17 protein-coding genes and 3 pseudogenes are annotated in these 25,072 nt (G+C 57.8%); 11 read left to right on the top strand and 9 right to left on the bottom strand.

Features of this window, described 5'->3' with window-relative positions; genetic code table 11:
• Nucleotides 1-30: 30 nt before the first annotated feature.
• The gene (locus NMD14_10365; GenBank protein XEI31225.1) at nucleotides 31-1,023 is read left to right on the top strand and encodes a LysR family transcriptional regulator; all 993 of its coding nucleotides are present in this window, start codon (nucleotides 31-33) and stop codon (nucleotides 1,021-1,023) included.
• Between the two features lie 158 nt (nucleotides 1,024-1,181).
• Here NMD14_10365 and mukB (NMD14_10370) read toward each other — a convergent pair.
• Nucleotides 1,182-2,129 (bottom strand): annotated as a pseudogene (gene mukB, locus NMD14_10370) (chromosome partition protein MukB).
• A 67-nt stretch (nucleotides 2,130-2,196) separates the two neighbouring features.
• Here mukB (NMD14_10370) and NMD14_10375 point away from each other — a divergent pair.
• From NMD14_10375 to NMD14_10385, 3 genes and pseudogenes are all read left to right on the top strand, one after another.
• The gene (locus NMD14_10375) at nucleotides 2,197-2,883 is read left to right on the top strand and encodes a hypothetical protein (protein XEI31226.1); all 687 of its coding nucleotides are present in this window, start codon (nucleotides 2,197-2,199) and stop codon (nucleotides 2,881-2,883) included.
• Nucleotides 2,884-3,006: 123 nt separating this feature from the next.
• The gene (locus tag NMD14_10380) at nucleotides 3,007-3,753 is read left to right on the top strand and encodes a hypothetical protein (GenBank protein ID XEI31227.1); all 747 of its coding nucleotides are present in this window, start codon (nucleotides 3,007-3,009) and stop codon (nucleotides 3,751-3,753) included.
• 120 nt (nucleotides 3,754-3,873) lie between these two features.
• A pseudogene (locus NMD14_10385) lies at nucleotides 3,874-4,552 on the top strand (IS5 family transposase).
• Nucleotides 4,553-4,761: 209 nt separating this feature from the next.
• On the opposite strand, the gene NMD14_10390 reads toward NMD14_10385, so the two are convergent.
• The 6 genes from NMD14_10390 to cmoM form a co-directional block, all read right to left on the bottom strand.
• Nucleotides 4,762-5,259: a GNAT family N-acetyltransferase gene (locus NMD14_10390; protein XEI31228.1), complete on the bottom strand. Its 498-nt coding sequence runs from the start codon at nucleotides 5,257-5,259 to the stop codon at nucleotides 4,762-4,764.
• 103 nt (nucleotides 5,260-5,362) lie between these two features.
• On the bottom strand, nucleotides 5,363-5,749 hold the full coding sequence (locus NMD14_10395; protein ID XEI31229.1) for a septal ring lytic transglycosylase RlpA family protein: 387 nt from the start codon (nucleotides 5,747-5,749) through the stop codon (nucleotides 5,363-5,365).
• Nucleotides 5,750-6,005: 256 nt separating this feature from the next.
• On the bottom strand, nucleotides 6,006-10,433 hold the full coding sequence (gene mukB, locus NMD14_10400) for a chromosome partition protein MukB (GenBank protein ID XEI31230.1): 4,428 nt from the start codon (nucleotides 10,431-10,433) through the stop codon (nucleotides 6,006-6,008).
• Nucleotides 10,434-10,436: 3 nt separating this feature from the next.
• A complete protein-coding gene (gene mukE / locus NMD14_10405; protein XEI31231.1) occupies nucleotides 10,437-11,156 on the bottom strand; it encodes a chromosome partition protein MukE in 720 nt (239 codons plus the stop codon).
• Nucleotides 11,137-12,471 (bottom strand): chromosome partition protein MukF, encoded by a 1,335-nt coding sequence (gene mukF / locus NMD14_10410; GenBank protein ID XEI31232.1) that lies wholly within the window; start codon nucleotides 12,469-12,471, stop codon nucleotides 11,137-11,139. Before mukF ends, mukE begins: the two co-directional genes overlap by 20 nt.
• Before the next feature lie 88 nt (nucleotides 12,472-12,559).
• On the bottom strand, nucleotides 12,560-13,336 hold the full coding sequence (gene cmoM / locus NMD14_10415; GenBank protein XEI31233.1) for a tRNA uridine 5-oxyacetic acid(34) methyltransferase CmoM: 777 nt from the start codon (nucleotides 13,334-13,336) through the stop codon (nucleotides 12,560-12,562).
• A gap of 101 nt (nucleotides 13,337-13,437) precedes the next feature.
• On the opposite strand from cmoM, the gene elyC reads away from it, so the two are divergent.
• The 3 genes from elyC to pfkA all read left to right on the top strand — a co-directional run bounded on the left by elyC (nucleotide 13,438) and on the right by pfkA (nucleotide 16,216).
• Nucleotides 13,438-14,208, top strand: a complete 771-nt coding sequence (gene elyC, locus NMD14_10420; protein ID XEI31234.1) for an envelope biogenesis factor ElyC — start codon at nucleotides 13,438-13,440, stop codon at nucleotides 14,206-14,208.
• Between the two features lie 135 nt (nucleotides 14,209-14,343).
• The gene (tpiA, locus tag NMD14_10425; protein XEI31235.1) at nucleotides 14,344-15,099 is read left to right on the top strand and encodes a triose-phosphate isomerase; all 756 of its coding nucleotides are present in this window, start codon (nucleotides 14,344-14,346) and stop codon (nucleotides 15,097-15,099) included.
• Between the two features lie 145 nt (nucleotides 15,100-15,244).
• Nucleotides 15,245-16,216, top strand: a complete 972-nt coding sequence (gene pfkA / locus NMD14_10430; GenBank protein XEI31236.1) for a 6-phosphofructokinase — start codon at nucleotides 15,245-15,247, stop codon at nucleotides 16,214-16,216.
• A 1,371-nt stretch (nucleotides 16,217-17,587) separates the two neighbouring features.
• Here the strand turns inward: pfkA and NMD14_10435 are convergent.
• On the bottom strand, nucleotides 17,588-18,829 hold the full coding sequence (locus NMD14_10435) for a dicarboxylate/amino acid:cation symporter (GenBank protein ID XEI31237.1): 1,242 nt from the start codon (nucleotides 18,827-18,829) through the stop codon (nucleotides 17,588-17,590).
• A 269-nt stretch (nucleotides 18,830-19,098) separates the two neighbouring features.
• Between NMD14_10435 and NMD14_10440 the strand changes: the two genes are divergently transcribed.
• The 4 genes and pseudogenes from NMD14_10440 (at nucleotide 19,099) to NMD14_10455 (ending at nucleotide 24,478) form a co-directional block, all read left to right on the top strand.
• The gene (locus tag NMD14_10440) at nucleotides 19,099-19,383 is read left to right on the top strand and encodes a pyrimidine/purine nucleoside phosphorylase (protein ID XEI31238.1); all 285 of its coding nucleotides are present in this window, start codon (nucleotides 19,099-19,101) and stop codon (nucleotides 19,381-19,383) included.
• Between the two features lie 154 nt (nucleotides 19,384-19,537).
• Nucleotides 19,538-20,923: an L-serine ammonia-lyase gene (locus tag NMD14_10445; GenBank protein ID XEI31239.1), complete on the top strand. Its 1,386-nt coding sequence runs from the start codon at nucleotides 19,538-19,540 to the stop codon at nucleotides 20,921-20,923.
• 275 nt (nucleotides 20,924-21,198) lie between these two features.
• The gene (locus NMD14_10450) at nucleotides 21,199-22,569 is read left to right on the top strand and encodes an L-serine ammonia-lyase (GenBank protein XEI31240.1); all 1,371 of its coding nucleotides are present in this window, start codon (nucleotides 21,199-21,201) and stop codon (nucleotides 22,567-22,569) included.
• A 488-nt stretch (nucleotides 22,570-23,057) separates the two neighbouring features.
• A pseudogene (locus tag NMD14_10455) lies at nucleotides 23,058-24,478 on the top strand (IS66 family transposase).
• A gap of 260 nt (nucleotides 24,479-24,738) precedes the next feature.
• On the opposite strand, the gene NMD14_10460 reads toward NMD14_10455, so the two are convergent.
• The gene (locus NMD14_10460; protein ID XEI31241.1) at nucleotides 24,739-25,017 is read right to left on the bottom strand and encodes a YcgL domain-containing protein; all 279 of its coding nucleotides are present in this window, start codon (nucleotides 25,015-25,017) and stop codon (nucleotides 24,739-24,741) included.
• Between the last annotated feature and the right edge of the window lie 55 nt (nucleotides 25,018-25,072).

Raw genomic sequence — 25,072 nt, forward strand, 5'->3', positions numbered from 1 at the left:
ACTAAATGATGTAAATAGGTGAGAAAAACCATGATCAGCGAATTGAGATCCATCACCACCTTCGTGCGCACGGTGGAACTGGGCAGCCTTAGCAAGGCCGCCGAGGCCCAGCAGATCTCCCCTCAGGCTGCCAGCAAGGCACTGAGGCAACTGGAGACATATCTCGGGGTGCGTCTGTTTCATCGCACCACCCGCAGCATGTCGTTGACCGAAGAGGGCATGCGTTTTCTGGAGGCCGCCCAACCCGCCCTGCTCGGGCTGCAACAGGCGCTGTCGACCGCGAGGCAGACCCGGGAGGCATTCGCAGGCCCTCTGCGGATCGTGGGGCCGCGCTCGGTCACGCAGATGATCATCGGCCCAGTGCTGGACGAGTACTGCCGACTCTACCCAGAGGTTCAGCCCGATGTGCAACTCGATGACCGCATCGGCAACTGGGTAGAGGAGCGCGTCGATGTAGGCTTTAGGATCGGTCTGTCGCCACAGGATGGACTGATCGCACGCCGCCTGTTTCCCTTGCAGCTCATCATCTGCGCCTCCCCCACTTATCTGCGCAAACATGGGGTGCCGCACACGCTACACGATCTCGGCGTGCACCGCTGCAGCGTGTTTCGTCATGCCGGCACCGGCCACCTTATTCCTTGGCATGTCAAGGTTGGGGAAAGCATGCAGGATCAACCCGTTCGTCCGGCGATCTCCACCAATGACGAGACGGTGGAGCTGGGCGCCGTGCTGGCGGGGGAAGTGATAGGCCAGATCGCCGGGCCGACGGCAGCTACGCACATTCGGGCCGGTCGCTTGGTGCCCCTGCTGCTCGACCACATGACCGACATATACAGCCTGTTTCTCTACTACGGCAGCCGCGCGGCCCAACCGGCTCGGGTACGCCGCTTCATCGATCTGGCCGTCGAGCGCCTCACCGACAACCCGGCGTTTGTGCTCGGTGCCGAGGAGCTGCGCCTTGCTCATATCAACGGAAAATCTTCGCTAGGGCTGTCGTCCTACGTCCCCGTGCTGAGTAGGTAGGACTTGCAGCTCCGTGTCACCGGTTTGACCACCACAGCTCCCCCCGGTTGCGCTGACGCGCAACGCACAGTGCCCGGCACACTATGCAAAAAGGGAGGCAAATGCCTCCCTTTCACCTATTTACCGGTCATCCCGTGTCGGGATGGGCCAGAGACTGATCAGGCAATCAGCTTGTCATCGCTAAAGCCGAAGCCACGCAGACCCACCACATGCACATGCTCGTGCTTGCCCTGCACTTTACGGATGAGCTTGTAGGTGGTGCCCTTCTCGGGGCTGATGTTCTCCGGCGCGGCGATAAGCAGCTGCATATCCTGCCGCTCGAACAGGGTGGCGATGGATTTGCCATCCAGACGAGCCGCTTCGTCGAGGAACAACAGACGGCACGGGGCGATATCCTTGCCGCGCAGACGGCGGGACTCCTCCTCCCAGCTGATCAGCACCATCAGCAGGATAGCCTGACCGGTACCGATCGCCTCGCCGGTGGAGAGCGCACCGCTCTCGGCCCGCAGCCAGCCATCGGCCCCGCGCTGCACCTCGATCTCCAGCTCCAGATAGTTGCGATAGTCGAGCAGCACACCGCCCATCACCTGATAGCTGCGATCCCCCTGCTCTACTTGCGGGTTCAGGCGCTGGAACAGCTTGGCCATCGCCTCGGAGAAGCTGAGCTCCTTGTCGGCGAACAGATCGTTGTGCATGGCGGTTTGATCGGCCAGCGCCGTCAGCAGACGGGGGTGGGCCTCGCGGATATTGACGTTGAGGCGCACCCCGCGCACCAGACCGAAGGCTATGTTCTGCAAGCCCTGGTTGAGCACCCGGATGCGGTTCTGCTCGCGGTGGATGATGTTGGTGATCTTGGCCGCCACCTCGTGGGAGGAGAGCGACAGATGGGTTTCCCGCTGCTTAAGTTTGTCTGCCAGACGGGCCAGCTCGATCTCCATCTCCTCGATCGCCTCGACCGGATCATCGGAGCGGATGATGTCGTTGCGGATGCGATCCTTGAGGTAACGGTAAACCTGCACGTAGAAGGCGACCTTCTGCTCGGTGCTGCGGTTGCCCTCGGAGAGACGCAGCGCATCGCGCAAGGCCTCGTCGTGCGCCACCGCCACCACGACATCGGATGCCAGCGGCCACTATAGCATCGATACCCCGACGCTCGGCGACGGCGCCCATACCTTGACCGCCCAGGCCACCGGCCCCGCCGAGACCTCCCCCACGGCATCCTCGGCGCTCGATCTGACCATCGACACCGCAGCCACGGGGGCCGACGCGCGCCATCACGATGTCGCTGCGCCGGTCAGAACAGACGACTGCGCACACATCGCAGCTACGACGGACTCTGGCTCAACCCCGCCGGGCGAATCGCCGATCTCCGCCCATCTGGCTGCTACAGACGCGAACCACGATGCTGCAGCGGTGCCCCTCGTGGGCGAAGAGATTCATACAGCAACGACCGACACACTGATCTCGCACGATGCCAGCGGCGCGCTTGCGCCGGATGCACCACACTTGCCTGAGACTGTACATGAGCTCGTCGCGAGCGCGACGGAACTTGCCCCGCTGGCTTCGCCGCTGGATGATTACCTGCAGTATGCCGACACCTCGCATGATGCTGGTGTTGCGGGGGGGCACGACGAGACAGCCTCTTCCCCGCTTGGTGATTATCTGGCCGCCGCCGGCGTTGATGCCACTACGGCAACGACGATGGATGCCGCCGACCTGCCGCCGCTCGAGGTGCTGCTGACTGCAGGACAAGAGTTGCTCGAATCTCACGGTGTACCGGGCAGCGAGCATGACCCGGCAAGCCAGCCGGTCGATCTGCCGGCCGAGGTGGCGCCCGAACAGCACCACCAGCACCACTGATAGGCAAGGAATACTGGGGTAGGGCTGGGCAGTACACTCCAGCAGAGGTGATCGGTTCGGCATGTGTTTTTGACACAAGAAGTGCCGGTCAACAAACTGGGCAACAACCATAAAGGTGATGACATGAAGAAAAGACGTTTAATTGTAACGGTACTGACCGCCAGCCTGCTCTGTGCATTGCCGCCAGCCTTCGCAGCCGAAGGCATTCAGACCAAGGCGGTACAGTTCGTCAAGGGCAGTTCTTCGGCCAGCATCCAGGGCCGCATCAAGGGCGACCAAACCATCGATTACAGCCTGCGCGCCAAGGCCGGCCAGAGCATGAGTGTCTCGCTGAAGACCAGCAATGGCGCCAACTATTTCAATGTGCTGCCGCCTGGCAGCAACGACGAGGCCCTGTTTGTTGGCTCCAGCGACGGCAATGAATGGACCGGCGCCCTGCCAGCTGACGGCGAATACAAGGTACGCGTCTATCTGATGCGCAGCGCCGCGCGGCGCAATGAAACGGCAAACTACACCCTCACGGTAGGCATTACCGGCAAGCCAAAGGCAGTTGCTTTGGGCCAGGCACCAGCCAGCGATGCAATGGTTAAGGGGACTGGTTACCACGCCACCGGCCCGCTGCCGTGCCAGATGGGCAACGACAAGCCGATCCAGTGCGAATTCGGCGTCATCCGTGGCACGCCAGGCAACGCCGAGGTGCACATCACCCCACCGGGCGGCCTCAAGCGGGTGTTGACCTTCATGGGCGACAAGGTGACCACCAACCCCGGCGAGAAGGTCAAAGCCGTGAAGCAGGGCTACGACTGGTCAGTTGAAGTCAACGACTACGAGCACTACACCATCCCGGAAGCCGTCATCTCCGGCGGTTGATTTCCCGCACGGCTGCCGTCATCATTCCTGCTAAGGCGGCCGTAACTGGCTAGGGAAGGTGCGAACAAGTCCCTGATGTGAGATCATTAGCCCCACTTGGCACCAGGGATGAGGTTCAGCATGAGTCACCAGCTCACCTTCGCGGATAGCGAGTTCAATGGTAAACGCCGCAAAACCCGCAAAGAGATATTCTTGGCTCGAATGGACGCTTTGCTCCCATGGACAAGGATGCTGGAGGTCATCGAACCCGTCTATCCCAAAGCTGGTAACGGACGTCGTCCCTACCCACTCGATACTATGCTCCGCATTCACTGCATGCAGCAGTGGTATTTCGGCATGAAGGCTCATATCGGCGTTGATGCCAAGAGTGGCCTCACCCACAGCCTGGAGACCACGTCAGCCAACGAGCACGACCTCAATCAGGTGGGTAATCTGCTCCATGGTGAGGAAGAGTTTGTGTTCGCTGATGCCGGATATCAGGGGGCTGAAAATCGTGAAGAGCTGACCGATGTGAGGGCTCAATGGGCTATTGCCATGCGCCCTGGCAAACTTAAGGAACTCAAAAAGCATGCTCGTAAAAACAAGGGTGTAATTGATTTTGAGAGGCTCAAATCCAGCATCCGTGCAAAGGTGGAACATCCGTTCCGGCTCATCAAACGTCAGTTTGGCTTTGTGAAAGCGGTACAAGGGGCTTTGGAAGAACGACAACCAACTGGCGATGTTGTTTACGCTGGCGAACCTGTTTCGAGTGGACCAGATGATACGGGGATGGGATAGCGGCGTCCAAAACGAGAGCTGAACGTGTCAACGTCACTTGAACCAGTTGTTTAAAAATTAAGTTATTTTTGCAATCGGACTCGCCGCTTAAGGTCCTGTACATGAGTAAAAACTACAGGAACATGTCTCATATCTGCATCACTACCACGAATGAATTGATGCTTCCCAGCATATTACCCCACACATTCAGCGCAAAAAAACAATAGAAACATTGTCATATCATGCTCTTCATTAAATAATTTTGGCCATTATGTATTCATCAACATACTCACCATCGACCTTCATTGAATTTCGCTTTATTCCCTCTATCTCAAAGCCGCAAGCATGATAAAGAGCGCAAGCGCGAGCATTGTGACACATGACACTCAACTCCATGCGGGTAAAAGCATGGACTGTGGCCCACTCTTCCAGCGCAGAAAACAACTTTTTACCAAATCCCTGTCCGGTTGTGGATTGTTGAATACCGATAACACAATACAAGACATGTTTGTTGCGATTTGCTGGTTGACCAATGCCGACAATAAAGCCTGCAATCTCATCGTACTCTGCCAGTACCAGCATGACTTTGTTATTTGCATCGACAAACGAAGCCAATATTTGAGCTTGCTCAACCTCTGTCGTAGTGCGCTCTCCCGGCTCATAGAGCATAAAGGTTGTTTCACTGTCGAGTCTGTTCATTAACACCAAGACATTATGTGCATCAGATACACATGCTTTTCTCACTTCCATATGATGGCCTCAGATTTAATAATTAATGTCAAGTTACGCACATATTTATGAAGGTTTATCGCTTTTATATCATCTGAAGTTCTCCACCTCCAGTTGTTCGATATTAAAGAACCTCAACCTTTACCTTGATAATCCCGTCGCGAATATTGCCGATGGCGCTAAAGGCCGATTTGGAGAGATCGATAATACGCCCGCGTTTAAAGGCAACGCGGTCATTAACCTTGACCACTACGCTCTTGCCATTGGCGAGGTTGGTGACCCGTACCATAGAGCCAAAGGGCAACTCCATATGGGCGGCGCTATTGAGGTTGTTGCGATAGGGCTCGCCGCTGGCGGTCTTTTTGCCGTGATAACGGTCGGCATAATAGCTGGCATAACCGGTCTCGCTATAGCCGCGCCAGCTGCCGCCGTGACTCTCGTCATAACGGCTGCTACAGGCCGCCAGCAGCAGGCAAAGAGATAACAGCAGCCCTTTCTTGATATATTGCACCTTTCCCCTCTCCTCTCTTCTTTTCGCTATGCGCAATTTTTCTTCTTCGATACGGCCGGTGACGCTGGCGACACGCTTGCAGGCGGGAGACCTCACCTTGCCATAGCTCCAAGGCACTCGCCTTGTTACTCGCCATGTTGCCATGCAGCAGCGACGGTTCGGCTACTTTGCCATATCTTCCATGTAAAAAGGGAGGCAAATGCCTCCCTTTCAACTAGTTACCGGTCATCCCGTGTCGGGATGGGCCAGAGACTGATCAGGCAATCAGCTTGTCATCGCTAAATCCAAAGCCGCGCAGACCCACCACATGCACATGCTCGTGCTTGCCCTGCACCTTGCGGATGAGCTTGTAGGTGGTGCCCTTCTCGGGGCTGATGTTCTCGGGCGCGGCGATAAGCAGCTGCATATCCTGCCGCTCGCACAGCTCGAACAGGGTGGCGATGGATTTGCCATCCAGACGGGCCGCTTCATCGAGGAACAGCAAGCGGCAGGGGGCGATATCCTTGCCGCGCAGACGACGGGACTCCTCCTCCCAGCTGATCAGCACCATCAGCAAGATGGCCTGACCGGTACCGATTGCCTCGCCGGTGGAGAGCGCACCGCTCTCGGCACGCAGCCAGCCATCGGCCCCGCGCTGCACCTCGATCTCCAGCTCCAGATAGTTGCGATAGTCGAGCAGCACGTCGCCCATCACCTGATAGCTGCGATCTCCCTGCTCGATCTGCGGGTTCAGGCGCTGGAACAGCTTGGCCATCGCCTCGGAGAAGCTGAGCTCCTTGTCGGCGAACAGATCGTTGTGCATGGCAGTTTGATCGGCCAGCGCCGTCAGCAGACGGGTATGGGCCTCGCGGATATTGACGTTGAGGCGCACCCCGCGCACCAGACCGAAGGCGATGTTCTGCAAGCCCTGGTTGAGCACCCTGATGCGGTTCTGCTCGCGGCGGATGATGTTGGTGATCTTGGCCGCCACCTCATGGGAGGAGAGCGACAGATGGGTTTCCCGCTGCTTGAGTTCGTCTGCCAGACGGGCCAGCTCGATCTCCATCTCCTCGATCGCTTCGACCGGATCATCGGAGCGGATGATGTCGTTACGGATGCGATCTTTGAGGTAACGGTAGACCTGCACGTAGAAAGCGACCTTCTGCTCGGTGCTGCGGTTGCCCTCGGAGAGACGCAGCGCATCGCGCAAGGCCTCGTCGTGCGCCACCGCCACCCGCAGGGCGCCGAGGGCCTTGTCCGACATGGAGCGCAGCTCGTCGCTGTCAAGGTACGCCAGCTCGCGCTTGTTGAGGCGCTTCTCGACGTCGGTCTCCCGCGCCAGCCGCACCACCCGCGACCAGCTCGCCTTGTGAGCCACCAGAGATTTACGGGCGCTGTAGTAATCCTTGCCTTCCAGCTTGAGACGACCGCCAAGGGATTCGATCTCGCGCTTGGTGACCTGCAACTGGGCCTCGGCGCTGGTGCGACGAGAACGGGTGCGGATCAGCAGCTCTTCAATCTCTTTCTTGTGGGCGCGCGCCTTCTCTTCCATATCGTCAGAGAGGGTCAGGCCCATGGCCGCCAGCTCCTGCTCGAACTCGGTCAGGGTCTGGCGCTTGGCCGACGCGCTGGAATCGAGCGCGGTGCGCAGCTGCAACGCCTCGGTGTGGCGCTGGGCAATCTGCTTGTGCTGTTCAGCGGCGGTGCGGGCCGCCAGCTCGGCCGCTTTCAGCTTCTCTTTGAGTCGTTCGCTCATCTCGGACGCCTTGCCCAGCAGGTCTTGCGCATCCTGATAGGCAAAGTGCGGCAGACGGGCCACCAGCTGATCGAGGGCGTAGCAACGGCGCTTCTGCTCAGCCAGCAGATCGCTCACCTCGTCATAAGCGGCCTGCAGCGCGGCCAGATCCTGCGGATCCTGACGCAGCACCTGCACCATGGTTTCCAGTTTTTCCAGCGCCTTGCCGTGTTTGGCGATAAAGGCTTCGGCCTGTTTCAGTGCTTCCACATCGGCGTGAGCCGCCTCGAGGCGGGCGGCCAGGTCTGCCTCGGCAAAGAGGTGGGCAAAGGGCAGCATCCCCTGCACCAGCTGGATATGGCGGGTCAGCTGGGCGGCGGCCGCTTTGGCATCACTCAGCTGTTTGTCGCACTCGCCGATGGCACCTTGCAGCGCGCGCAGTTCGGCCTGTTTGGCCTGCACTTCGGCTTCAGGGTCGGGGCGGAAGGCGATATCCAGATGCTGGCCGATAAAGTCGCGGAAGTGACCGTAGAGACGGTGGTACTTCTGCTGCTCGAAGGCGGCCTTGGCGTAACCCTCGATGAGACCTTCGCGTTCAAGGTCGAGCTGCTCGATCCGCTTTTCCCGGGCGGCGCGACCAAACAGCGGCAGCTCGGGGTAGCGGGAGAAGCGTACCTGACGCTTGCTGGTGCGCACCAACACGGCGTCTCCCAGCTCGTCGGCTTCCACCAGGTCCTCGTCAAAGGAGTCGGGGTTGCCCTGAATCAGGTAAATATCTTCCGGGCAATCTTCCAGCTTTTTCAGCCGCTCGATGGCGCCTTCAAGGTCGAGCACCACCAGGGCGCTGCGAGCCGGGCCGTAGAGCGCGGAGTAGTAAGGGGCATCGTCGATGGAGATGTCGTCATAAACATCGGAGAGCAGCACGCCCCCCACCTGCTCGGCGATGCGGGCAAGACGCGGATCCGCCTCGCCAGCCCCCAACTGCAGGTTGCGAATTTGCAGCTCCAGCGCCTGTTTCTGCGCCGCGATGCGGTTGCTCTCCTGCTCGAGCTCGCGCTCCTTGTCGAGCACTGTCTGCATACCGGCCGAAAGCTCTTCGGCGGTGGCGAGCGGCAAACCGCTCTGCTCGCGCAGCTGCTCGAGCTTTTCAAAGGATTTCAGCCAGCGCGGAGCCAGCTTGGTGAGCTCCGCAATATCGCGACCCAGCTGGGCACCCTGATGCTCGAGGCTGGCGCGGCGCTGGTTCACCTCGGCCTGCTGCTCGGAGAGCTCCTCCTGACGGGTGCGCTGGGCTTCGAGGAAGATCTCCAGCTCATCCTGGCTGGCAATCAGCTGGCCAGAGGCCTGCTGCAGCTCGTCACGCAGCTTGAAGAGACTCTTCTGGCTTTCACTCTCTTTCTCGAGGCGAGCCAGCGCGGCACGCAGCCCCTGCCCCTGGGCAATGCGGGCCTTGTCTTCGATGTGACGCTTGAGCAGCGCCTGCGCGGTAGGCCAGGCGGCCTCGCGCACTGTTTCGGGGGCGATACTGAGTAGCAGCGCCAGCGCCGCTTCGTGCTCGGCCACCGCTGCCTTGGCCAGCGCCAGTTGCTGCTCGGCCCCCAGCACCCGGCTGGTGAGGCTCTGCTCGGCGCTGCGGAACTGGTGCAGGGTGTCGCTCGCCTGTTCGGCGGTCAGCCCCGGCAGCTCGCACTGCTCGCGGGCATTTTCCAGCGCCTGCACCGCCTGACGGTACTGGATGGCGCGGGTCTGCTGAATATCCAGCGCCTGCTGGTAGTCGGCCAGCTGGGTCTTGAGGCTGTCGACTTCTGCCTGTGCCAACTCCTTGCGCTCCTCCACCTCCAGCAGCTGGCCGTGGATCTCCTCCACGATCGCCTGCTGTTGCTCCAGCTTGTCGACCAGCTCCGCCAGATCGGCGCGATACATCTCGATCTTCTTCTGCAAGCTGACGGCAGCCATCACCTTGGCCAGGTGCTCGGCGGCAGACTCCAGCTCGTCGGTCAGCAACTTCTCACGGTTGGTGAGCTGCTCCACCTCGTCGGCCAGATAGATGGCGCGCTGCTTCTCTTCGGCCAGCAGGCGACGCTTGCCAGCCAGCTCCTGGCGGGCCTTGAGGGCCAGCTCGGAGAGACGGTTCTTCTCGGCGGCGTTGCGCACATAGTCGGCCGCCACATAGTGGGTGGTCTCGGTAATGAGGTTCTTGAACAGATCCCGCTGACCCTGGGTCTCTTTTATGGCCTCCAGCGTGCGGCGGTTTTCATAGATGGCCGCCTCCATATCTGCAAACGCCTTGCGCACCCCGGAGTTCTCCGGCAGCAGGTATTCACGTAAGGAGCGGCTGATGGACGAGGAGATACCGCCGTAGAGGGAGGCTTCAATCAGACGATAGAACTTGCCGCGATCCTTCTGGTCGCGCAACTTCTTCGGGGTAATACCGAACTCGAACATGAAGTTGTGATAGTCGGTCACCGTATTGAATTTGGCGACCTTCATGGCCCCCAGCTCGGCGGCCGCCCCTTTCAGATCGGCAAAGGCGCGCACCCGCCCCTTGCCGTCATCGAGTTTTTCCAGCAGCAGATCGGTGGGTTGCAGCTGCTCTGGCACATCCACCAGCGCGAACGGGGTGATGTTGACCTTGTTGTCACGGTTGGCCACCTGCTCCAAGTGGACGCCGACCCAGATCCGCTGTTCGCGGCTGTTCATCACTTCCAGCAGGGAATAGCAGTGGCCGCGCTGCAGCTTGCCGTAGAGCCCCTTGTCACGGGAGGCACTGCTGGAGCCCGCTTCCGTGGTATTGCGGAAATGGAGTAGCGACTGGTCGGGAATGAGCGCCGCAATAAAGGCCGCCATGGTGGTGGACTTGCCCGCACCGTTGCCGCCAGAGAGAGTGGTGACCAGCTGGTCGAGATCGAAGGTTCGGGCGAAGAAGCCGTTCCAGTTGACCATGGTCAGGGATTTGAACTTGCCTCGCACTGTTTATACCTCCAGATCCAGTTGTTCTTCATCGAGGTCCGCCTCGATATCGTCAAACAGCGAATCGCTGCTCGGCATCTCGTCGTCGTGGAAGATAGCTTCACCTTCCTGGATCATCCGCAGCTGGACGGCGCGCGGATCTTCATCGGAGCGCACGTCGGCGGCGAAACGGAACACCGATTCGTTGACCCGGAATTTGTCGCTGTTGCCAAGGGCGGTGATCATGCCGAGGCGACGCAGGCGACGCATGGAGGTGCGGATCTTCTCCAAGAGCTTCTTCTTGTCGAGATCGGTACCGCCGGAGCGGCTGTTGACCATCCGCAGCAGTTGCTTCTCGTCAGCCAGGCTCAGTACCTCTTCTTGCAGCTCGCCCATGGCGAACACCCCTTCCGAGGCGAGGAGATCCGGGCTCAGGTAGAGGTAGCAGAGCACCTTGCCCACCAGCATATCGAGCTCGGAGAGCACAGTGGTGCCGATGTCGGCACTGGGACGAGGACGCAGGTAGAAAAAGCCTTCAGGCGCCTTGATCAGCTCCACCTGATAACGGCCATAGAAGATATCCAGCTCGTTGTGGTACTCCACCAGCGCCGAGTGCTGTTCGAAATCGTCGGCACTGATGTGACGGCCAGAGCGCAAGGCGGTGTCGATGCGCGGAAACAAGGGGTTGGCAATCGCCTCTGCGAGCCGCAGCGGCAAGGGAAACTCAGTATTGATCAATGACATAGGCCTGAACCTTGGATCCAGCTTGGTTAATGGGTTTCCATGCGGGTTGGCGGTGCAGCTCGCGCTCGCCGCTGGCATGGCCCAGGCGCACGGCCTGGTCGATCAGAAGACGCGCCACATCGAAATGGGCGTGAGCCGGGTAATCCAGCAGGTATTCCCGCAGCACATCGGCCAAGTCCAGCTGCTGGCCCTGCTCGGGATAGCGGGCCAGATAGCGCTCGATGCGCTCCGCCAGCTCCTGGTTGATGTCCACCATCTCCATGTACTCCATCTCGAGTGGCACCTCGCCGGTTACCTCCTCATCGTGGATGGCGATGGTCTCGTCGCGCAGCTCCAGCAGACGAGGCTCCTCGGCAATGCGCAGCAGCCAGTTGTGCTGTTCGAAGTTGCGGATGGAATCGCGCAGCCGCTGGCTGAAGGCGCGGTTCTTGTCCATGTCGATGGCGTTGCGAATGAACTTGTGGACGTGTCTGTCGTAGCGGGACCAGAGCTCGATGCACTGCTGGCCCCAGCTGGTGATAACGTCAAGACGACCTTGCAAGGCGTGAGTCAGCTCCTCAACGTGGAACAGATCGTCGCGCCCTTGCGCTGCTTCCTGAATGTTGAGTAGCCCCGCCTGCAAGCGGTGGCCGGCGGCGTCCAGGGTATCCTGCAGCTCGCGCAGGGTCTGGCCGGTTTCGTGCAGCAGTTTTTCGCAGCTGTGGATGGCATCGACCCAGTTCTGGGTCAGCAGGGCCGCGATCTCGCTCTTGACCTGATTCTGCTGCTCATCCATGGCGCGCTGGGTGAGATCGATGCGCCCCAGGGTCTCTTCCAGCGAGAAGGTGAGCCGTGGCAGCACCTCGGCGTCCCACTGCTCGCGGGTGTTGGTCTCGAGCGCCGCCTTGCGGGCGGTGTCGAGTTCGGCCGCCAAATGCTCAAGCAAGATGGAGAGCTTGATGGAGTCGACCTGACGCTGATCGAGAAAGAAGTCGACGATGCCGATCCCAAGACGCGACAGGCGATAGAGACTCTCCCCCGCCACCATGTCGGTGTTGAAGCGCGACAGCAACTGCTGGCGAATAAGGTCGTTGATGGCGTTGTTGGCGCGACCGGTGAGGGTCTCGTCCATCTGGCCAAAAGCATTGCTAACGTAGCCAAAGGCATCGTGCAGCGCCGCTTCTGACAAGTCCGACTCATCTTCGGACAGGGTCTTGATTGCAATCAGAAAGGCCAGCCGGTCGGTCGGCAGGCTTAGCGCCAACCCCTCCTGCCTGACCCACCCTACTATCTCCGGCAAAGAACGCTCGGGCAGGGTACGGGATGTACTCATCATGACGTTGTCATCTCGTTGTTGTAATTGAGCGCACAAACTTGCGCGCGGCTACATCCGGTAGCATCAAAAAATCACGTTATCCCGGGCATCAGCTGGCGGGTTTCTGCGCCATCACATGGATATAGCGGCCAAGGGCGACAAAAGGCTCCTGACGGCAATATTGCTGCTCCATGGCCAGCAGATCGTCGAACTTTTCGACCTGATCCTGCTTGTGACGCATATAGTCGTGGATCACCCGCACCCCGGTCTTGCCGATGATCTTGAGTCCGCCTCGCCCAATCCAGTCATAAACCTGCTCCGGCAACTGCGGATTGGTGGGCGTGAGCGCGGTCTGGCGCTTCTTGCGCAGGCCCAGTCGCACATAGTCGAAATTGCCCACCACCAGACTCTGGAACAGCAGGCCATGACGGTTGTAGAAAAGCAGCGACAGTATGCCCCCGGCATTGACGAAAGGGAACAGACCCAGCAAGGTCTGGCGCGGCTCGGCGAGCCACTCCAGTACCGCGTGGCAGAGCACCAGATCAAAGGTGCCGGTCACATGCTGCTTCAGCTCCTGAATGGGACAATGGATAAGACGAATACTGTCTTCCAGCCCCTTCTTGGCGATCTGGCTGCGGGCCAGATCCAACATCTCGGCGGAGAGATCACACAACTCCACCTGATGGCCCATGGCCGCCAGCTTCTGGGCGAAATAGCCAAAACCGCCCCCCGCATCGAGGATGCGCAACGGCCGATTGCCAAGGCGAGCCAGGCAGGCTTCGATGTCGCTCCAGACCACGGTGGTGCGAATGCGCCCCTTGGTGGAGTCGTAAATGTTGCGGGCGAACTTGTCGGCGCGCCCATCAAAACTCTGATCGTGCTTCAAGAAGAAACTCAACGTTAGCGCCACAGGGTGGTGGCCATCCCCAAAAAGAGGGTTATTCTGTCACATCCCGAATTTGCTGAAAACTCAAGGAAGTGTCTGCCGTGTTTGTGCTCAAAAAGTGGCTGGGTCAGCTGCTGATGCCGCTCCCCCTCTCCCTCTCCCTGCTGCTGGTCGCCTTGCTGCTGCTCTGGTTTACCCGTTTTCAGAAAACCGGAAAGCTGCTGGCCACCCTCTCGCTGCTGATTGTGGCGCTGATGGGGATGCGGCCGGTGAGCTATGAACTGGCCCGCGGGCTGGAGCAGACCTACCCGCCGTTCAAAGTGAGTCAGCACCCCAACATCGACGCCATCGTGGTGCTCGGCAACGGCCATGTCAGCGATCCGGCAGTGCCCGAGCGTTCCTGGCAGAACAATATCGCCCTGGCCCGCACTCTCGAAGGGGTGCGTCTCGCCCAGGCCTATCCCGAAGCCGAGCTGATCTTTTCGGGTTATGTGTCGGGTGATCCCCTCTCCAACGCCGAGGTCAACGCCAGGATGGCGATAAGTCTCGGCATTCCCCGCGCGCGGATGACGTTGTTTGAAAACAACAAAGACACTCATGACGAAGCGGTCAGTATCAGTCGCCATCTCAAGGGAAAAGAGGTGGCATTGGTCAGTTCTGCCACCCATTTGCCCCGGGCCATGGCCCTCTATCAGGGTCAGGGACTCAACGCCGTGCCGGCCCCCACCGACTACACTGCCAAGCAGAGCCAGGTACCTCAGCCGCTCTACAGTTATTTACCCAAAGGGCGTTATTTGATGTATTCCGAAGCTGCCATCCACGAATGGATTGGCGTATGGTGGGCTCGCTTGCGGGGGCAGGTTAACGAATGAGCGATCAAGCGTTTCATTCCTGATTTGGATCAGGAAAGCGAAAAAAAATTACGTCATTTGCCGCCGGGTCAGCTATCTTGGGCTCGGTTCAATTCATATAATATCGCGCAATCAAATGCCTAGGAGAGATACAAGATGAGACAGCACCTGGTAATGGGTAACTGGAAACTGAACGGCACCAAAGCTTCTGTTGAAGCTCTGATCAAAGGACTGACCCCGGCTGCTGCCGCTCATCCTTCTGTGCAAGTCGCCGTCTGCCCGCCGGTTATCTTTTTGGGTCTGGTTGAGCAACTGACCACTGGCAGCAAGATTGCCTACGGTGCCCAGAATGCTGACGTTCACGAGTCTGGCGCCTTCACCGGCGAAAACGCCCCCTCCATGCTGAAAGCCTTCGGTTGCACCTACTCCCTGGTCGGCCACAGCGAGCGTCGCACCCTGCACGCAGAGACTGACGACGTGGTTGCAGCCAAGTACGAAGCGATCCAGAAAGGCGGCCTGATCCCGGTTCTGTGCATCGGTGAAACTCTGGAGCAGTTCGAAGCCGGCGTGACCAAGAACGTGGTTGAGACCCAGCTGAAAGCCGTTATCGACCGTTGCGGCATCGCCTCCTTCAACAACGCTGTTGTTGCTTATGAGCCGGTATGGGCCATCGGTACTGGCAAGACTGCCACTCCGGAGATCGCTCAGTCCGTTCACGCTCACATCCGTCAGTACCTGGCCGGTTTCGATGGCGCCGTTGCTGCTAAAGTACAGATCCTGTACGGCGGTTCCGTCACTGGTGCCACTGCAGCCGATTTGTTCGGTCAGCCGGACATCGACGGTGGCTTGGTCGGTGGTGCTTCCCTGAAAGTGGACGACTTCTCCCAGATCATCGCTGGCGCGGCCAAGTAATCGGCGGCCATGGAGGGGGCGCTTGTCCCCTCCTGCATATCGCTTTTCCTATGGCAGCCCCCGCATCCCATATGAAAGCCGATATAGTAAAAGTGGCTTGTCTATTTAAACATTCGTATTTGACAACTCAGATCCAGAGGCACTCATGACCAAACAAATCAAACGTATTGGTGTTTTGACCAGTGGTGGCGACGCACCCGGTATGAACGCAGCCATTCGCGCCGTGGTTCGCGCCGGTTTGCATCATGGCCTGGAAGTTTACGGTATTTATGATGGCTACCTCGGCCTGCACCAGGATCGCATCGTCAAGCTGGAGCGTCACAGCGTCTCCGATGTGGTGAACCGTGGTGGTACGTTCCTGGGTTCTGCCCGTTTCCCCGCTTTCAAAGATCCGGCCGTGCGTGCCGAAGCGATCGAAAACCTGAAAAAGCACGGTATCGATGCGCTGGTGGTGATCGGGGGTGACGGCTCCTACATGGGTGCCAAGAAGCTGACCGAAGAGGGTTTCCCCTGCATCGGCCTGCCGGGCACCATTGACAACGACATCGCTGGTACCGACTTCACCATCGGTTTTGATACCGCGCTGAACGTGGTCGTTGACGCCATCGACCGTCTGCGCGACACCTGCAGCTCCCACCACCGTATCTCCGTGGTCGAGATCATGGGCCGCCACTGTGGCGATCTGGCCATGTCTGCCGCCGTCGCTGGCGGTGCCGAGTACGTGATCGTGCCGGAAGTGGCTTTTGACAAAGATAAGCTGCTGCAACAGATCAAAGAAGGTGAAGTAAAGGGCAAGAAACACGCCATCATCACCATCTGCGAGCACGTTACCGACGTGAACGCCCTGGCGAAAGACATCGAAGCCCTGACCGGTCGTGAAACCCGCGCCACCATCCTGGGTCACATCCAGCGTGGCGGTGCCCCGACTGCCCGTGACCGCATCATGTCCAGCCGTATGGGTGCCTTTGCTGTCGAGCAGCTGCTGGCTGGCCAGGGTGGTCGCTGTGTCGGCATTCAGGGTAACGACATGGTGCATCACGACATCATCGACTGTATCGAGAACCTGAAACGTCCGTTCAATCAGGAACTGTACGATCTCTCCACCACCCTGTTCTAAGCCACGCGGCTTGTTACCGGTTGTTGATAAAAAAACCCTCCATCGGAGGGTTTTTTATCTCTCACGCAAGCGGGTGCATCGGCACTGTGTACAACTCTCACCATGCTGGCGGCCCTCAATCCCAGCCCTTGCGCCGTCGCACTGATCGCTAGCATCAACCGACACCTGCCTAGCAGCACTGTTTCTGCAATGTCCTGGCTGCTTTATCTCCGTTGGATCCGGCTTGCAATGGCCTCCGTGGACCCTGAGGCGAGCTTGTTTGACATCCCTGTCCCTGCGTGTGTATCTCCACCTTGTAGACGATATTCAGAATTGCATCTCTCGTTGATGCCTTGTCGTTTATCGACCGACCGGGGCAATCGGTGGTGATAAAACAGCCAACAGCCAATCCTTATCCCCCCAATGCGTGGCTCCCCCGCCTGTCAATCGGTGTATTACTGTAAAAATTCAGAGACTTCGTCCTGATAAAGTCACGGTGTAACGAGGGTTGGTGACTAGATTTACTCCGCCGACTTTTTTTGGATGAGCTATCTGCATCAGGTATCGTCAAATCATGTCCTGATACACTTTTTATGGCCACCAAGACACCTTTATGAAGGAGATAATTTATAAAGCACTAACGAGGCCCCATATAAACCCCACCAAAAAACCACCAAACAAAACGTAAGACACTGAATTTAAATAAAATAAATTAAAATACTGGATATAATATGCGTAGCCTGCCTCAACGGACGATAAAAACCGCACAATGTGACAGAAATAGCCATTTCAACCATTTGAACGAGAAATGACACCATTTTATCAACTCTAACCTTGTTTTAGTCCCTTATTATGGTATTTTGACAACATCAACCAACAACTTAGGGAGAGAAAAATGAAAGAGTTTGTCGTCACTGCCGTTTTCACGGTGTTTTTCACCCTGGTTGCTGTCTCTCTGCCCTCACTGTCACAGTTCTGAGCCGGATAGAGAGGCATCAATCCGGACCGCCCCTCTTTGACATGTCTGTTTAATCGCCACTGAGTGGCGTTTATCAATAACAATGTCGAGATGGACAACATAGATATGATTTCATCACGTTGACGCTGTTTCTTTCGCACAAGGGTGTAACCAGGATGGTTTAACCACACTCTGTTTGGCCTGATGGAGTAAAACCAGTAGCAGATCATATCCAGGGGGAGCCAGGTTCCCCTTTTTGTTACCCGCCATTTTGCAACCACCTCACCCGGCAGCCACTACAACAACCACCGTCAGCAGCCTGTTAAAACCCCTTTCCCCTGCCTGTTCAACAGATACAAAAAAGCCCCCACCATCATGGCAGGGGCTCGCGTTACGCCGTTTCAGCTCAAGGTTGTCTTGCTCAGCTCAAGCGGTTATGCCTTGTTCCAACGCTGTGGGTCATATTCCGGGCTAAAGCGGTCAACAATGACGGCGCAGGCTGCATCGCCGGTGATATTGAGGGAGGTGCGGATCATGTCGAACAGACGATCCAGCGCAAACAGCAGCGGCAGTCCTTCGATGGGGATCCCGGCCGCAAGCAGCACGGCAACCACCAGGAAGCTTGGGCCCGGCACACCGGCCTGACCAATCGCGCCCAGAGTGGAGGTCACAATGATGGCCGCCCAGGCACCGAGGCTCAAATCGATGTTGTAAACCTGTGCGAAGAAGATGGCGACCAGACCGTAATAGATGGCGTTGCCGCTCATATTGATGGTGGCCCCCAGCGGCAGCACGAAGGAAGCAGTCGCGTTGGTCACTTTCAGATCATGCTCACAGGTCTCCATATTGACCGGCAGGGTCGCCATGGAAGAGGCGGTGGAGAAGGCTACGATCTGCGGTTTCTTCATGGCCGAGAAGTACTTGCGTACCGGCGTATTGGAGAAGAGTGCCACCAGCAGCGGATAGACCACAAAACCGAAGAGCAGGATGGCAGCCACATAGACCACGAACAGCTTGAGCACCAGGGTCAGCACATCGAAGCCATAGGTACCGATGGCTTCAGCCATCAGACCGAACACCCCGAGTGGCGCGATGATCATCACCTTGTTGATCATCCATACGAAGGCATCTACCAGAGTATTTAGCCCATCGACCAGCGGCTTGGCCCGCTCGCGCGGCTGTTTGGCCAGCGCAATGCCGAGGAACATGCAGAACACCAGGATCTGCAGGATGTTGGCTTCGTTGAGGGAGTTGAAGACGTTGGTGGGGATCATGCCAAGCAGGGTGGCAACTGCATCCGGCAACGCCCCTTTATCGGCGTAGTCACCGCCAAACATGGAGGCGACGGAAGCGAAATCGACCCCGACGCCTGGCTTGAAAACTTGTCCCATCACCAGTGCCAGTAGCACCGCCAGGGCTGATGTACCAAGAAAGAAAGCCAGCGTCGCTGCGCCGATCTTGCCCGCGGCGGGGCTAGCGCCCAGATTGGCAGCGCCCGAGAGGATGGCAACCGCCACCAGGGGGATCACCAGCATCTTGATCAGCTGGATAAACAGGGTACCGAGCGGTGCAAACACGGTGGCTTGTTCACCCATGAACGCCCCGACCACTGCGCCCAGTACCATGGCGACCACAACCTGGAAGCCGATGTTTTTAATGAGACCTTTAGTTAACACAATATGTTCCTTTGTATCGAAAAATTCACACTTTCCCAGTGCGGTTAACCGAACAGTAGAATAAGCAGCTGCCTACCCCCCTATTTATGGGTGTTATCTCACATTTAATCGCTGTTTTAAATCAGCAAATCGTCAACCACGACTATTAACAAATTTGCGAAAAACTGCAGATTCAATGCGGCCTCGGCAATTTTTACCTCATGTTCCATGACAACTGACAAAAAATTGTGCTAGTTTGGTTGCGCTAACGTACACACAGGGATGTAAAGATGCTGAAAGTTAACGAGTATTTCGACGGAAATGTAAAATCCATCGGTTTTGAGCAAAAAGGTGAGAAATCCACCGTTGGAGTGATGAACGCCGGTGACTATCTGTTCAACACCGCCGCCCCCGAGCGGATGACGGTGATCAAGGGCGCTCTTACTATCCAGTTGGCTGATGAAGATGAATGGCACACCTACAGCCAAGGTGAATTCTTCCTGGTGGCGGGTCACTCCTCCTTCAAGCTGGAAGTGAAAACCCCCACTGCCTATCTGTGTGAGTTTCTCGACTGATCCAGCCGGTTGAAGGGGATCAGCCCCTTCAACCTTCCCGGGCAACCGCCTGCCACTTTATCTGTGTCCATGTCACAGCACGGCACATCCCCGCTTTCCATCCACGGCAAAAAACCTAGAATAAACAGACATAAACCATCACCGGATTGATGTCATGATCAGCGTGTTTGACCTGTTTTCCATCGGAATTGGCCCCTCTTCCTCCCATACTGTCGGCCCCATGCGTGCCTCCTACGCCTTCGCCCAGCAGCTCAAGCAGCAAGGCCATCTGCCGCAGGTCACCCGGGTCGAAGTGGAGTGTTACGGCTCGCTGGGCCAGACCGGCAAAGGGCACGGCACCGGCAAGGCGATCATCCTTGGACTGGCCGGTTTTGAACCCGAATCGGTCGATATCGATGCCATTCCGGATCTGCTGGCCCAGGTAGACAAAGCGCAGAGCCTGCTGCTGGCCGGCCAGCAACCAAGCCACTTCCCCCGCAGCGGCGCCATCATCTTCAACCGTCGCAAGACCCTGCCAGCCCACACCAACGGCATGACCCTGCGCGCCTTTAGCGCCGGCAACGTCCTGCTGTTTAGCCAGACTTATTACTCCATCGGCGGCGGCTTCATCATCGAAGAGAGCCACTTCGCCACCGCCAAGGAGGACGCAGCCAAATCGGATGCCGAACACCCGGTCCCCTACCCGTTCGACAGCGGCGCCCAACTGCTGGCCCACTGTCAGGAGAGCGGCCTCTCTATTTCGGGGCTGATCCTTGCCAACGAACGGGTCTTTCGCAGTGATGAGCAGATAAAAGCGGGACTGCGCAAGATCTGGCAAGCGATGCAGGGCTGCGTCGAGCGGGGCTGCAAGAGTGAAGGCGTCTTGCCGGGCGGCCTCAAGGTACAGCGCCGTGCCCCGGGGCTGTTCCGCCAGCTCAGTTGCGAGACCAACTTCAACAAGGATCCGTTGATGGTGATGGAATGGGTCGACCTGTTTGCGCTTGCCGTCAATGAAGAGAACGCCGCCGGTGGGCGGGTGGTGACCGCCCCCACCAACGGCGCTGCGGGCATCATCCCGGCCGTACTGCACTACTACGATCGCTTCGTCCACAAGGTGGATGACGAGACGCTGGTGCGCTACTTCCTAACCGCCGCCGCCATCGGCATCTTATATAAGAAGAACGCCTCCCTCTCCGGCGCCGAAGTGGGCTGTCAGGGGGAAGTAGGGGTCGCCTGCTCCATGGCTGCCGGGGCGCTGACCGAACTGCTGGGCGGCAGCCCGGCCATGGTGGAAAATGCCGCCGAGATCGGCATGGAGCACAATCTCGGGCTAACCTGCGATCCCATCGGCGGGCTGGTGCAGGTGCCCTGCATCGAACGCAACGCCATGGGGGCGGTCAAGGCGATCAATGCCGCCCGCCTCGCCCTGCGCGGCACCGGCGAGCACAAGGTGTCGCTGGACAAGGTGATCAAGACCATGTGGGAGACCGGTAACGACATGAAAACCAAATACAAGGAGACGGCCCGGGGCGGCCTCGCCGTTAACATTACTGAATGTTAAAAAACCGCGATTGACTCCATTTAGTTACGAAATGCCCGGCATCGCCGGGTATTTTTATGGGCAAACGCTTAACAAAATGGATAAACACAAAAATAAATTTTATACTCGCGCCTCAAATTCAACAAAAATAGATCCATTTCAACTTTTTTTAGGCTCAGAGCCGTTACACTACGGTTATCTGCTTCTGTGACCAGCGCTGACAAGCGCGTTCCATGGATCTCCCGAATTTTTGTGAGTGGGCATGCCGCCCCCTTCTACCCTGAGGTAATAGTGACATGATCAGCGTTTTTGATATCTTCAAAATCGGTGTAGGCCCCTCCTCTTCCCACACTGTAGGCCCGATGAAAGCGGCCAAACAGTTTGTTGACGAGCTGCGTGCGGGCGGCAAGATCCGCGATATCACCCGGATCAATGTCGATGTCTACGGCTCCCTCTCCTGGACCGGCAAAGGCCACCATACCGACACCGCCATCATCATGGGCCTGGCTGGCAACCTGCCAGAAAACGTCGATATCGATGCGATCCCCGAGTTTATCTCCCGTGTTGAACAGACCGAACGCCTGCCGATCGGCCTGCACTGCCACACCGTCAGCTTCCCGCGCGATGCCATGGTATTCCATGACGAAGCCCTGCTGCTGCACGAAAACGGCATGAAGCTGAGCGCCCTGATCGAAGACGAAGTGGTTTACAGCAAGACCTACTACTCCATCGGTGGTGGTTTCATCGTTGACGAAGAGAACTTTGGCAAAGCTGACAACGGCGACATGTCCGTGCGCTATCCGTTCAAGAGCGCCGCTGAACTGGTTGCCCACTGCAGCCAGACCGGTCTCTCCATCTCCGCCCTGATGCTGGAGAACGAGAAGTGCTTCAACACCCCGGAAGAGATCTACAAGAAGTTCGGCAAGATCTGGAATACCATGCGCGAAGGTATCGAGCGCGGCTGCCGCACTGAAGGTGTCTTGGCCGGCCCGCTGCGCGTCCCCCGTCGTGCGGCTCCGCTCTACCGCCAGCTCAACACCAACGAGAACCTCTCCAACGATCCGATGAACATCGTTGACTGGGTCAACATGTTCGCCCTGGCAGTCAGTGAAGAGAATGCGGCCGGTGGCCGCGTGGTCACTGCTCCGACCAACGGTGCTGCCGGTATCATCCCGGCCGTTCTGGCCTACTACGACAAGTTCATCCAGCCGGTTGGCCGCGACGAGTATACCCGTTTTTATCTGGCTGCCGGTGCCGTCGGTATCCTCTACAAGATGAACGCCTCCATCTCCGGTGCCGAAGTGGGCTGCCAAGGTGAAGTGGGTGTCTCCTGCTCCATGGCCGCTGCCGGTCTGACCGAATTGATGGGCGGCAGCCCCGAGCATGTTTGTGAGGCCGCCGAAATCGGCATGGAGCACAACCTGGGTCTGACCTGTGATCCGGTTGCCGGTCAGGTACAGGTGCCTTGCATCGAGCGTAACGCCATCGCGGCCATGAAGGCGGTCAACGCCTCCCGCATGGCGCTGCGTCGCACCTCCCAGCCACGCGTCTCCCTGGATAAGGTGATCGAGACCATGTACATCACCGGCAAGGACATGGACTCCAAGTACCGTGAAACCTCCCGTGGTGGTCTGGCCATCAAGGTGATGCAGGTTGCTTGCGAATAAATAAGGGTTGCGACCCTCATCTGAAAAAGGCGGGATATCCCGCCTTTTTTATTGTCCAAATAGGATGCCGAACGCCTTATACCGGTCATTATCACGGCACTGCATCGCTGATACGCCACTGCGCTGCTGGTTGCCTTATCTGAATGCCTGCAGTGTGGCGGATGCAGATCTGCCTTCATAATGACAAAAAATTAATAGTAAAAACAGTCTGTTATGACATTTTTCCAGCCACAACACATCGTGCAGATTTTGTTCAGTGCAGGTTATCACCGCCCTCTTTGTCCCCTATTATCATACGCAACTCATCACACCGTGGAAACAAACAAGAGAGCCCAAGGAGTGAGTCGAAAATAATCGATGAATGAGCCAATAGCCGTTGAAATGTAACTGTTCACCCGCAGGGTATTGACAGGCAAATAATGATACGATCGTCTCTTGATCCACATTTGCTTCTTGTTTGATCCTGCCCATCAGGCAACCTTGTCTTCATGAACAGGAACAACACGCCTCCACCAGGATTGCCGCTCACGCTGGAGCAGGCCAATGAGCTGATTTACAAGCTACTCGACCGTATTGCCGAGCTGGAGGATCGCCTTAATCAACACAGCGGCAATTCATCCAAGCCGCCATCCAGCGATGGCGCAGCGGCCCCACGCTCTGAGCGCAAACGGCCTGCTTCTGGCAAGAAGCGGGGGCACAGCCCGGCCACAAGGGGAGCCGGCGCGAACTGCATCCCCATGATGCCCGGCTGACGACAACGGCTCACTATCCGGCGTCGGAGTGCCTCTGTTGCGGTGGCAACGTCTTGCCTCATGCCAAACCCTACCGCGTGCATCAGGTGTTTGAACTGCCCGAGGTAAGCTACTTCGTCACTGAGCATCGGCTGTTTCGGGGCACCTGCACTCACTGCGTGACCAGTGCCCAGGCTGAGCTGCCCGAGACGATCAGCAGCTGCCAGATGGGCACCCATTTACTCAGTTACATTGCCCTGCAAAGTGGCCAGTTCCATCAGAGCATCAGCCAGATACAGCAGCAGCTTAAACAGCACTTCGGCCTGACCTTCAGTCGCGGTGCCATCAGCGAGGCGCAGGGCCGGGTGAGCGCCATGCTCACCCCCACGCACCAGGCCATCAAGCGGCAGGTGCAGTCGGCAAGCCATATCCATGCCGATGAGACCCGGCACCAGCGCGGTGGCGAGCGGCGCTGGATGTGGTTGGCGCTGAGCAAGATTGCGGTCTGCTTCATGACCGCCTACGGGCGTGGTCAGGATGCCGCCAAGCGGTTGCTGGGTTCTGAACTCGATGGCGTGTTGGTGACAGATCAGTACGCCGGTTACCGCTTCATCGATGCCAGTCAGCGTCAGCTGTGCTGGGCCCATGTGGCGCGCAATGTGGCCGCAATAGCCGATAGCAGTGATGACGTTAATCAGCTAATCGGAGCCCGCCTGGTCCTGCTGGCAGACAGCGTGTTCAGGGCCAGGCACCGATGGGAAAACGGTCTGCTGAGCAAAGAGCGTTATCTGCGAAGGCTCAGGCGATACAGGCAAAACTGGCGCAAGCGGTTGGAATTGGGAGCGTTATGGTGCACCAAGCGTTACCGTGGGCGCTGTGAACTCTTGCTCCGGGATGACGAGATGCTGTGGCGGTTCATGAACGATGATGAGCTCGCCTTGACTAACAACGAGGCGGAGCGAGCCCTGCGCGGTTATGTGCTGTGGCGTAAGGGAAGCTTTGGCGTTTGGTCTCATCGAGGGGAACAATTTCGCCAGCGCATCCTGTCATTGGTGGAGACCGCCAAAAAACTGGGTCGTTGTCCTCAGGAGTGGTTGCGAGCAGTTGTTCGTGCTTGCATCGAGAAAACAGATTACCCCATTCCTGTCGAATTGTGTGTGTCAAGCCCCTGTCGGTGAACGCTTACGTTGAAATGGAGGATATGAGGGCACGCCACTCGCTATTTTTGTGAGCGCCAGCAAAGGTTGAGGATATGGTGTTGGGAGCAGATTGACTTTCTATTTAAACAGCGAAAAGTGAATATCCCCAAAGGTAGGGTTTAATTTGGCCAGATCCTGTCACGGGATTATCGCAAACCACCTCACCGGGGCCGGAATGCGTCATGCAGAGGCACCAAAAAATAGCCCCGCTCGGCAGAACGCACCACGGGGCTGGATATTCAGGATGGTTTTTTCAGGCTGGCCTTGTGCTGCTCCAGCAAATTCTCGGGCGGCGGCGGCACCTGCAGATAGAATCCCTGACTGGTCAGTGCGGCCATCACCTTGCCGACATCAGCCAGCCCCAAGGGCTTGGCCGGGTCCAGCTTGGTCATCAGCACCAGGTCGGGGCGCCCGAATGCGCTCAACAATGGCTCGGGAACGCGGGAGAAATCCTCTCTTTTTTCAACAAAAAGGTAGGTCTCGGCTTTTTTGCGACTTTTATAGACTGCACACAACATGGAAATTGATATAATCCGATGAGTTTATTGCCTCTGATGGGGGCAAACTATAACA

This window comes from Aeromonas veronii, from assembly GCA_041319085.1.
Classification (GTDB): domain Bacteria; phylum Pseudomonadota; class Gammaproteobacteria; order Enterobacterales; family Aeromonadaceae; genus Aeromonas; species Aeromonas veronii_F.

Coding starts and splice junctions, on each gene's coding strand:
- NMD14_10440 (XEI31238.1), top strand. CDS start 19,099: ATGCTGAAAGTTAACGAGTATTTCGACGGAAATGTAAAATCCATCGGT.
- pfkA (XEI31236.1), top strand. CDS start 15,245: ATGACCAAACAAATCAAACGTATTGGTGTTTTGACCAGTGGTGGCGAC.
- NMD14_10380 (XEI31227.1), top strand. CDS start 3,007: ATGAAGAAAAGACGTTTAATTGTAACGGTACTGACCGCCAGCCTGCTC.
- NMD14_10460 (XEI31241.1), bottom strand. CDS start 25,017: ATGTTGTGTGCAGTCTATAAAAGTCGCAAAAAAGCCGAGACCTACCTT.
- tpiA (XEI31235.1), top strand. CDS start 14,344: ATGAGACAGCACCTGGTAATGGGTAACTGGAAACTGAACGGCACCAAA.
- NMD14_10445 (XEI31239.1), top strand. CDS start 19,538: ATGATCAGCGTGTTTGACCTGTTTTCCATCGGAATTGGCCCCTCTTCC.
- NMD14_10390 (XEI31228.1), bottom strand. CDS start 5,259: ATGGAAGTGAGAAAAGCATGTGTATCTGATGCACATAATGTCTTGGTG.
- NMD14_10365 (XEI31225.1), top strand. CDS start 31: ATGATCAGCGAATTGAGATCCATCACCACCTTCGTGCGCACGGTGGAA.
- mukE (XEI31231.1), bottom strand. CDS start 11,156: ATGTCATTGATCAATACTGAGTTTCCCTTGCCGCTGCGGCTCGCAGAG.
- mukF (XEI31232.1), bottom strand. CDS start 12,471: ATGATGAGTACATCCCGTACCCTGCCCGAGCGTTCTTTGCCGGAGATA.
- NMD14_10450 (XEI31240.1), top strand. CDS start 21,199: ATGATCAGCGTTTTTGATATCTTCAAAATCGGTGTAGGCCCCTCCTCT.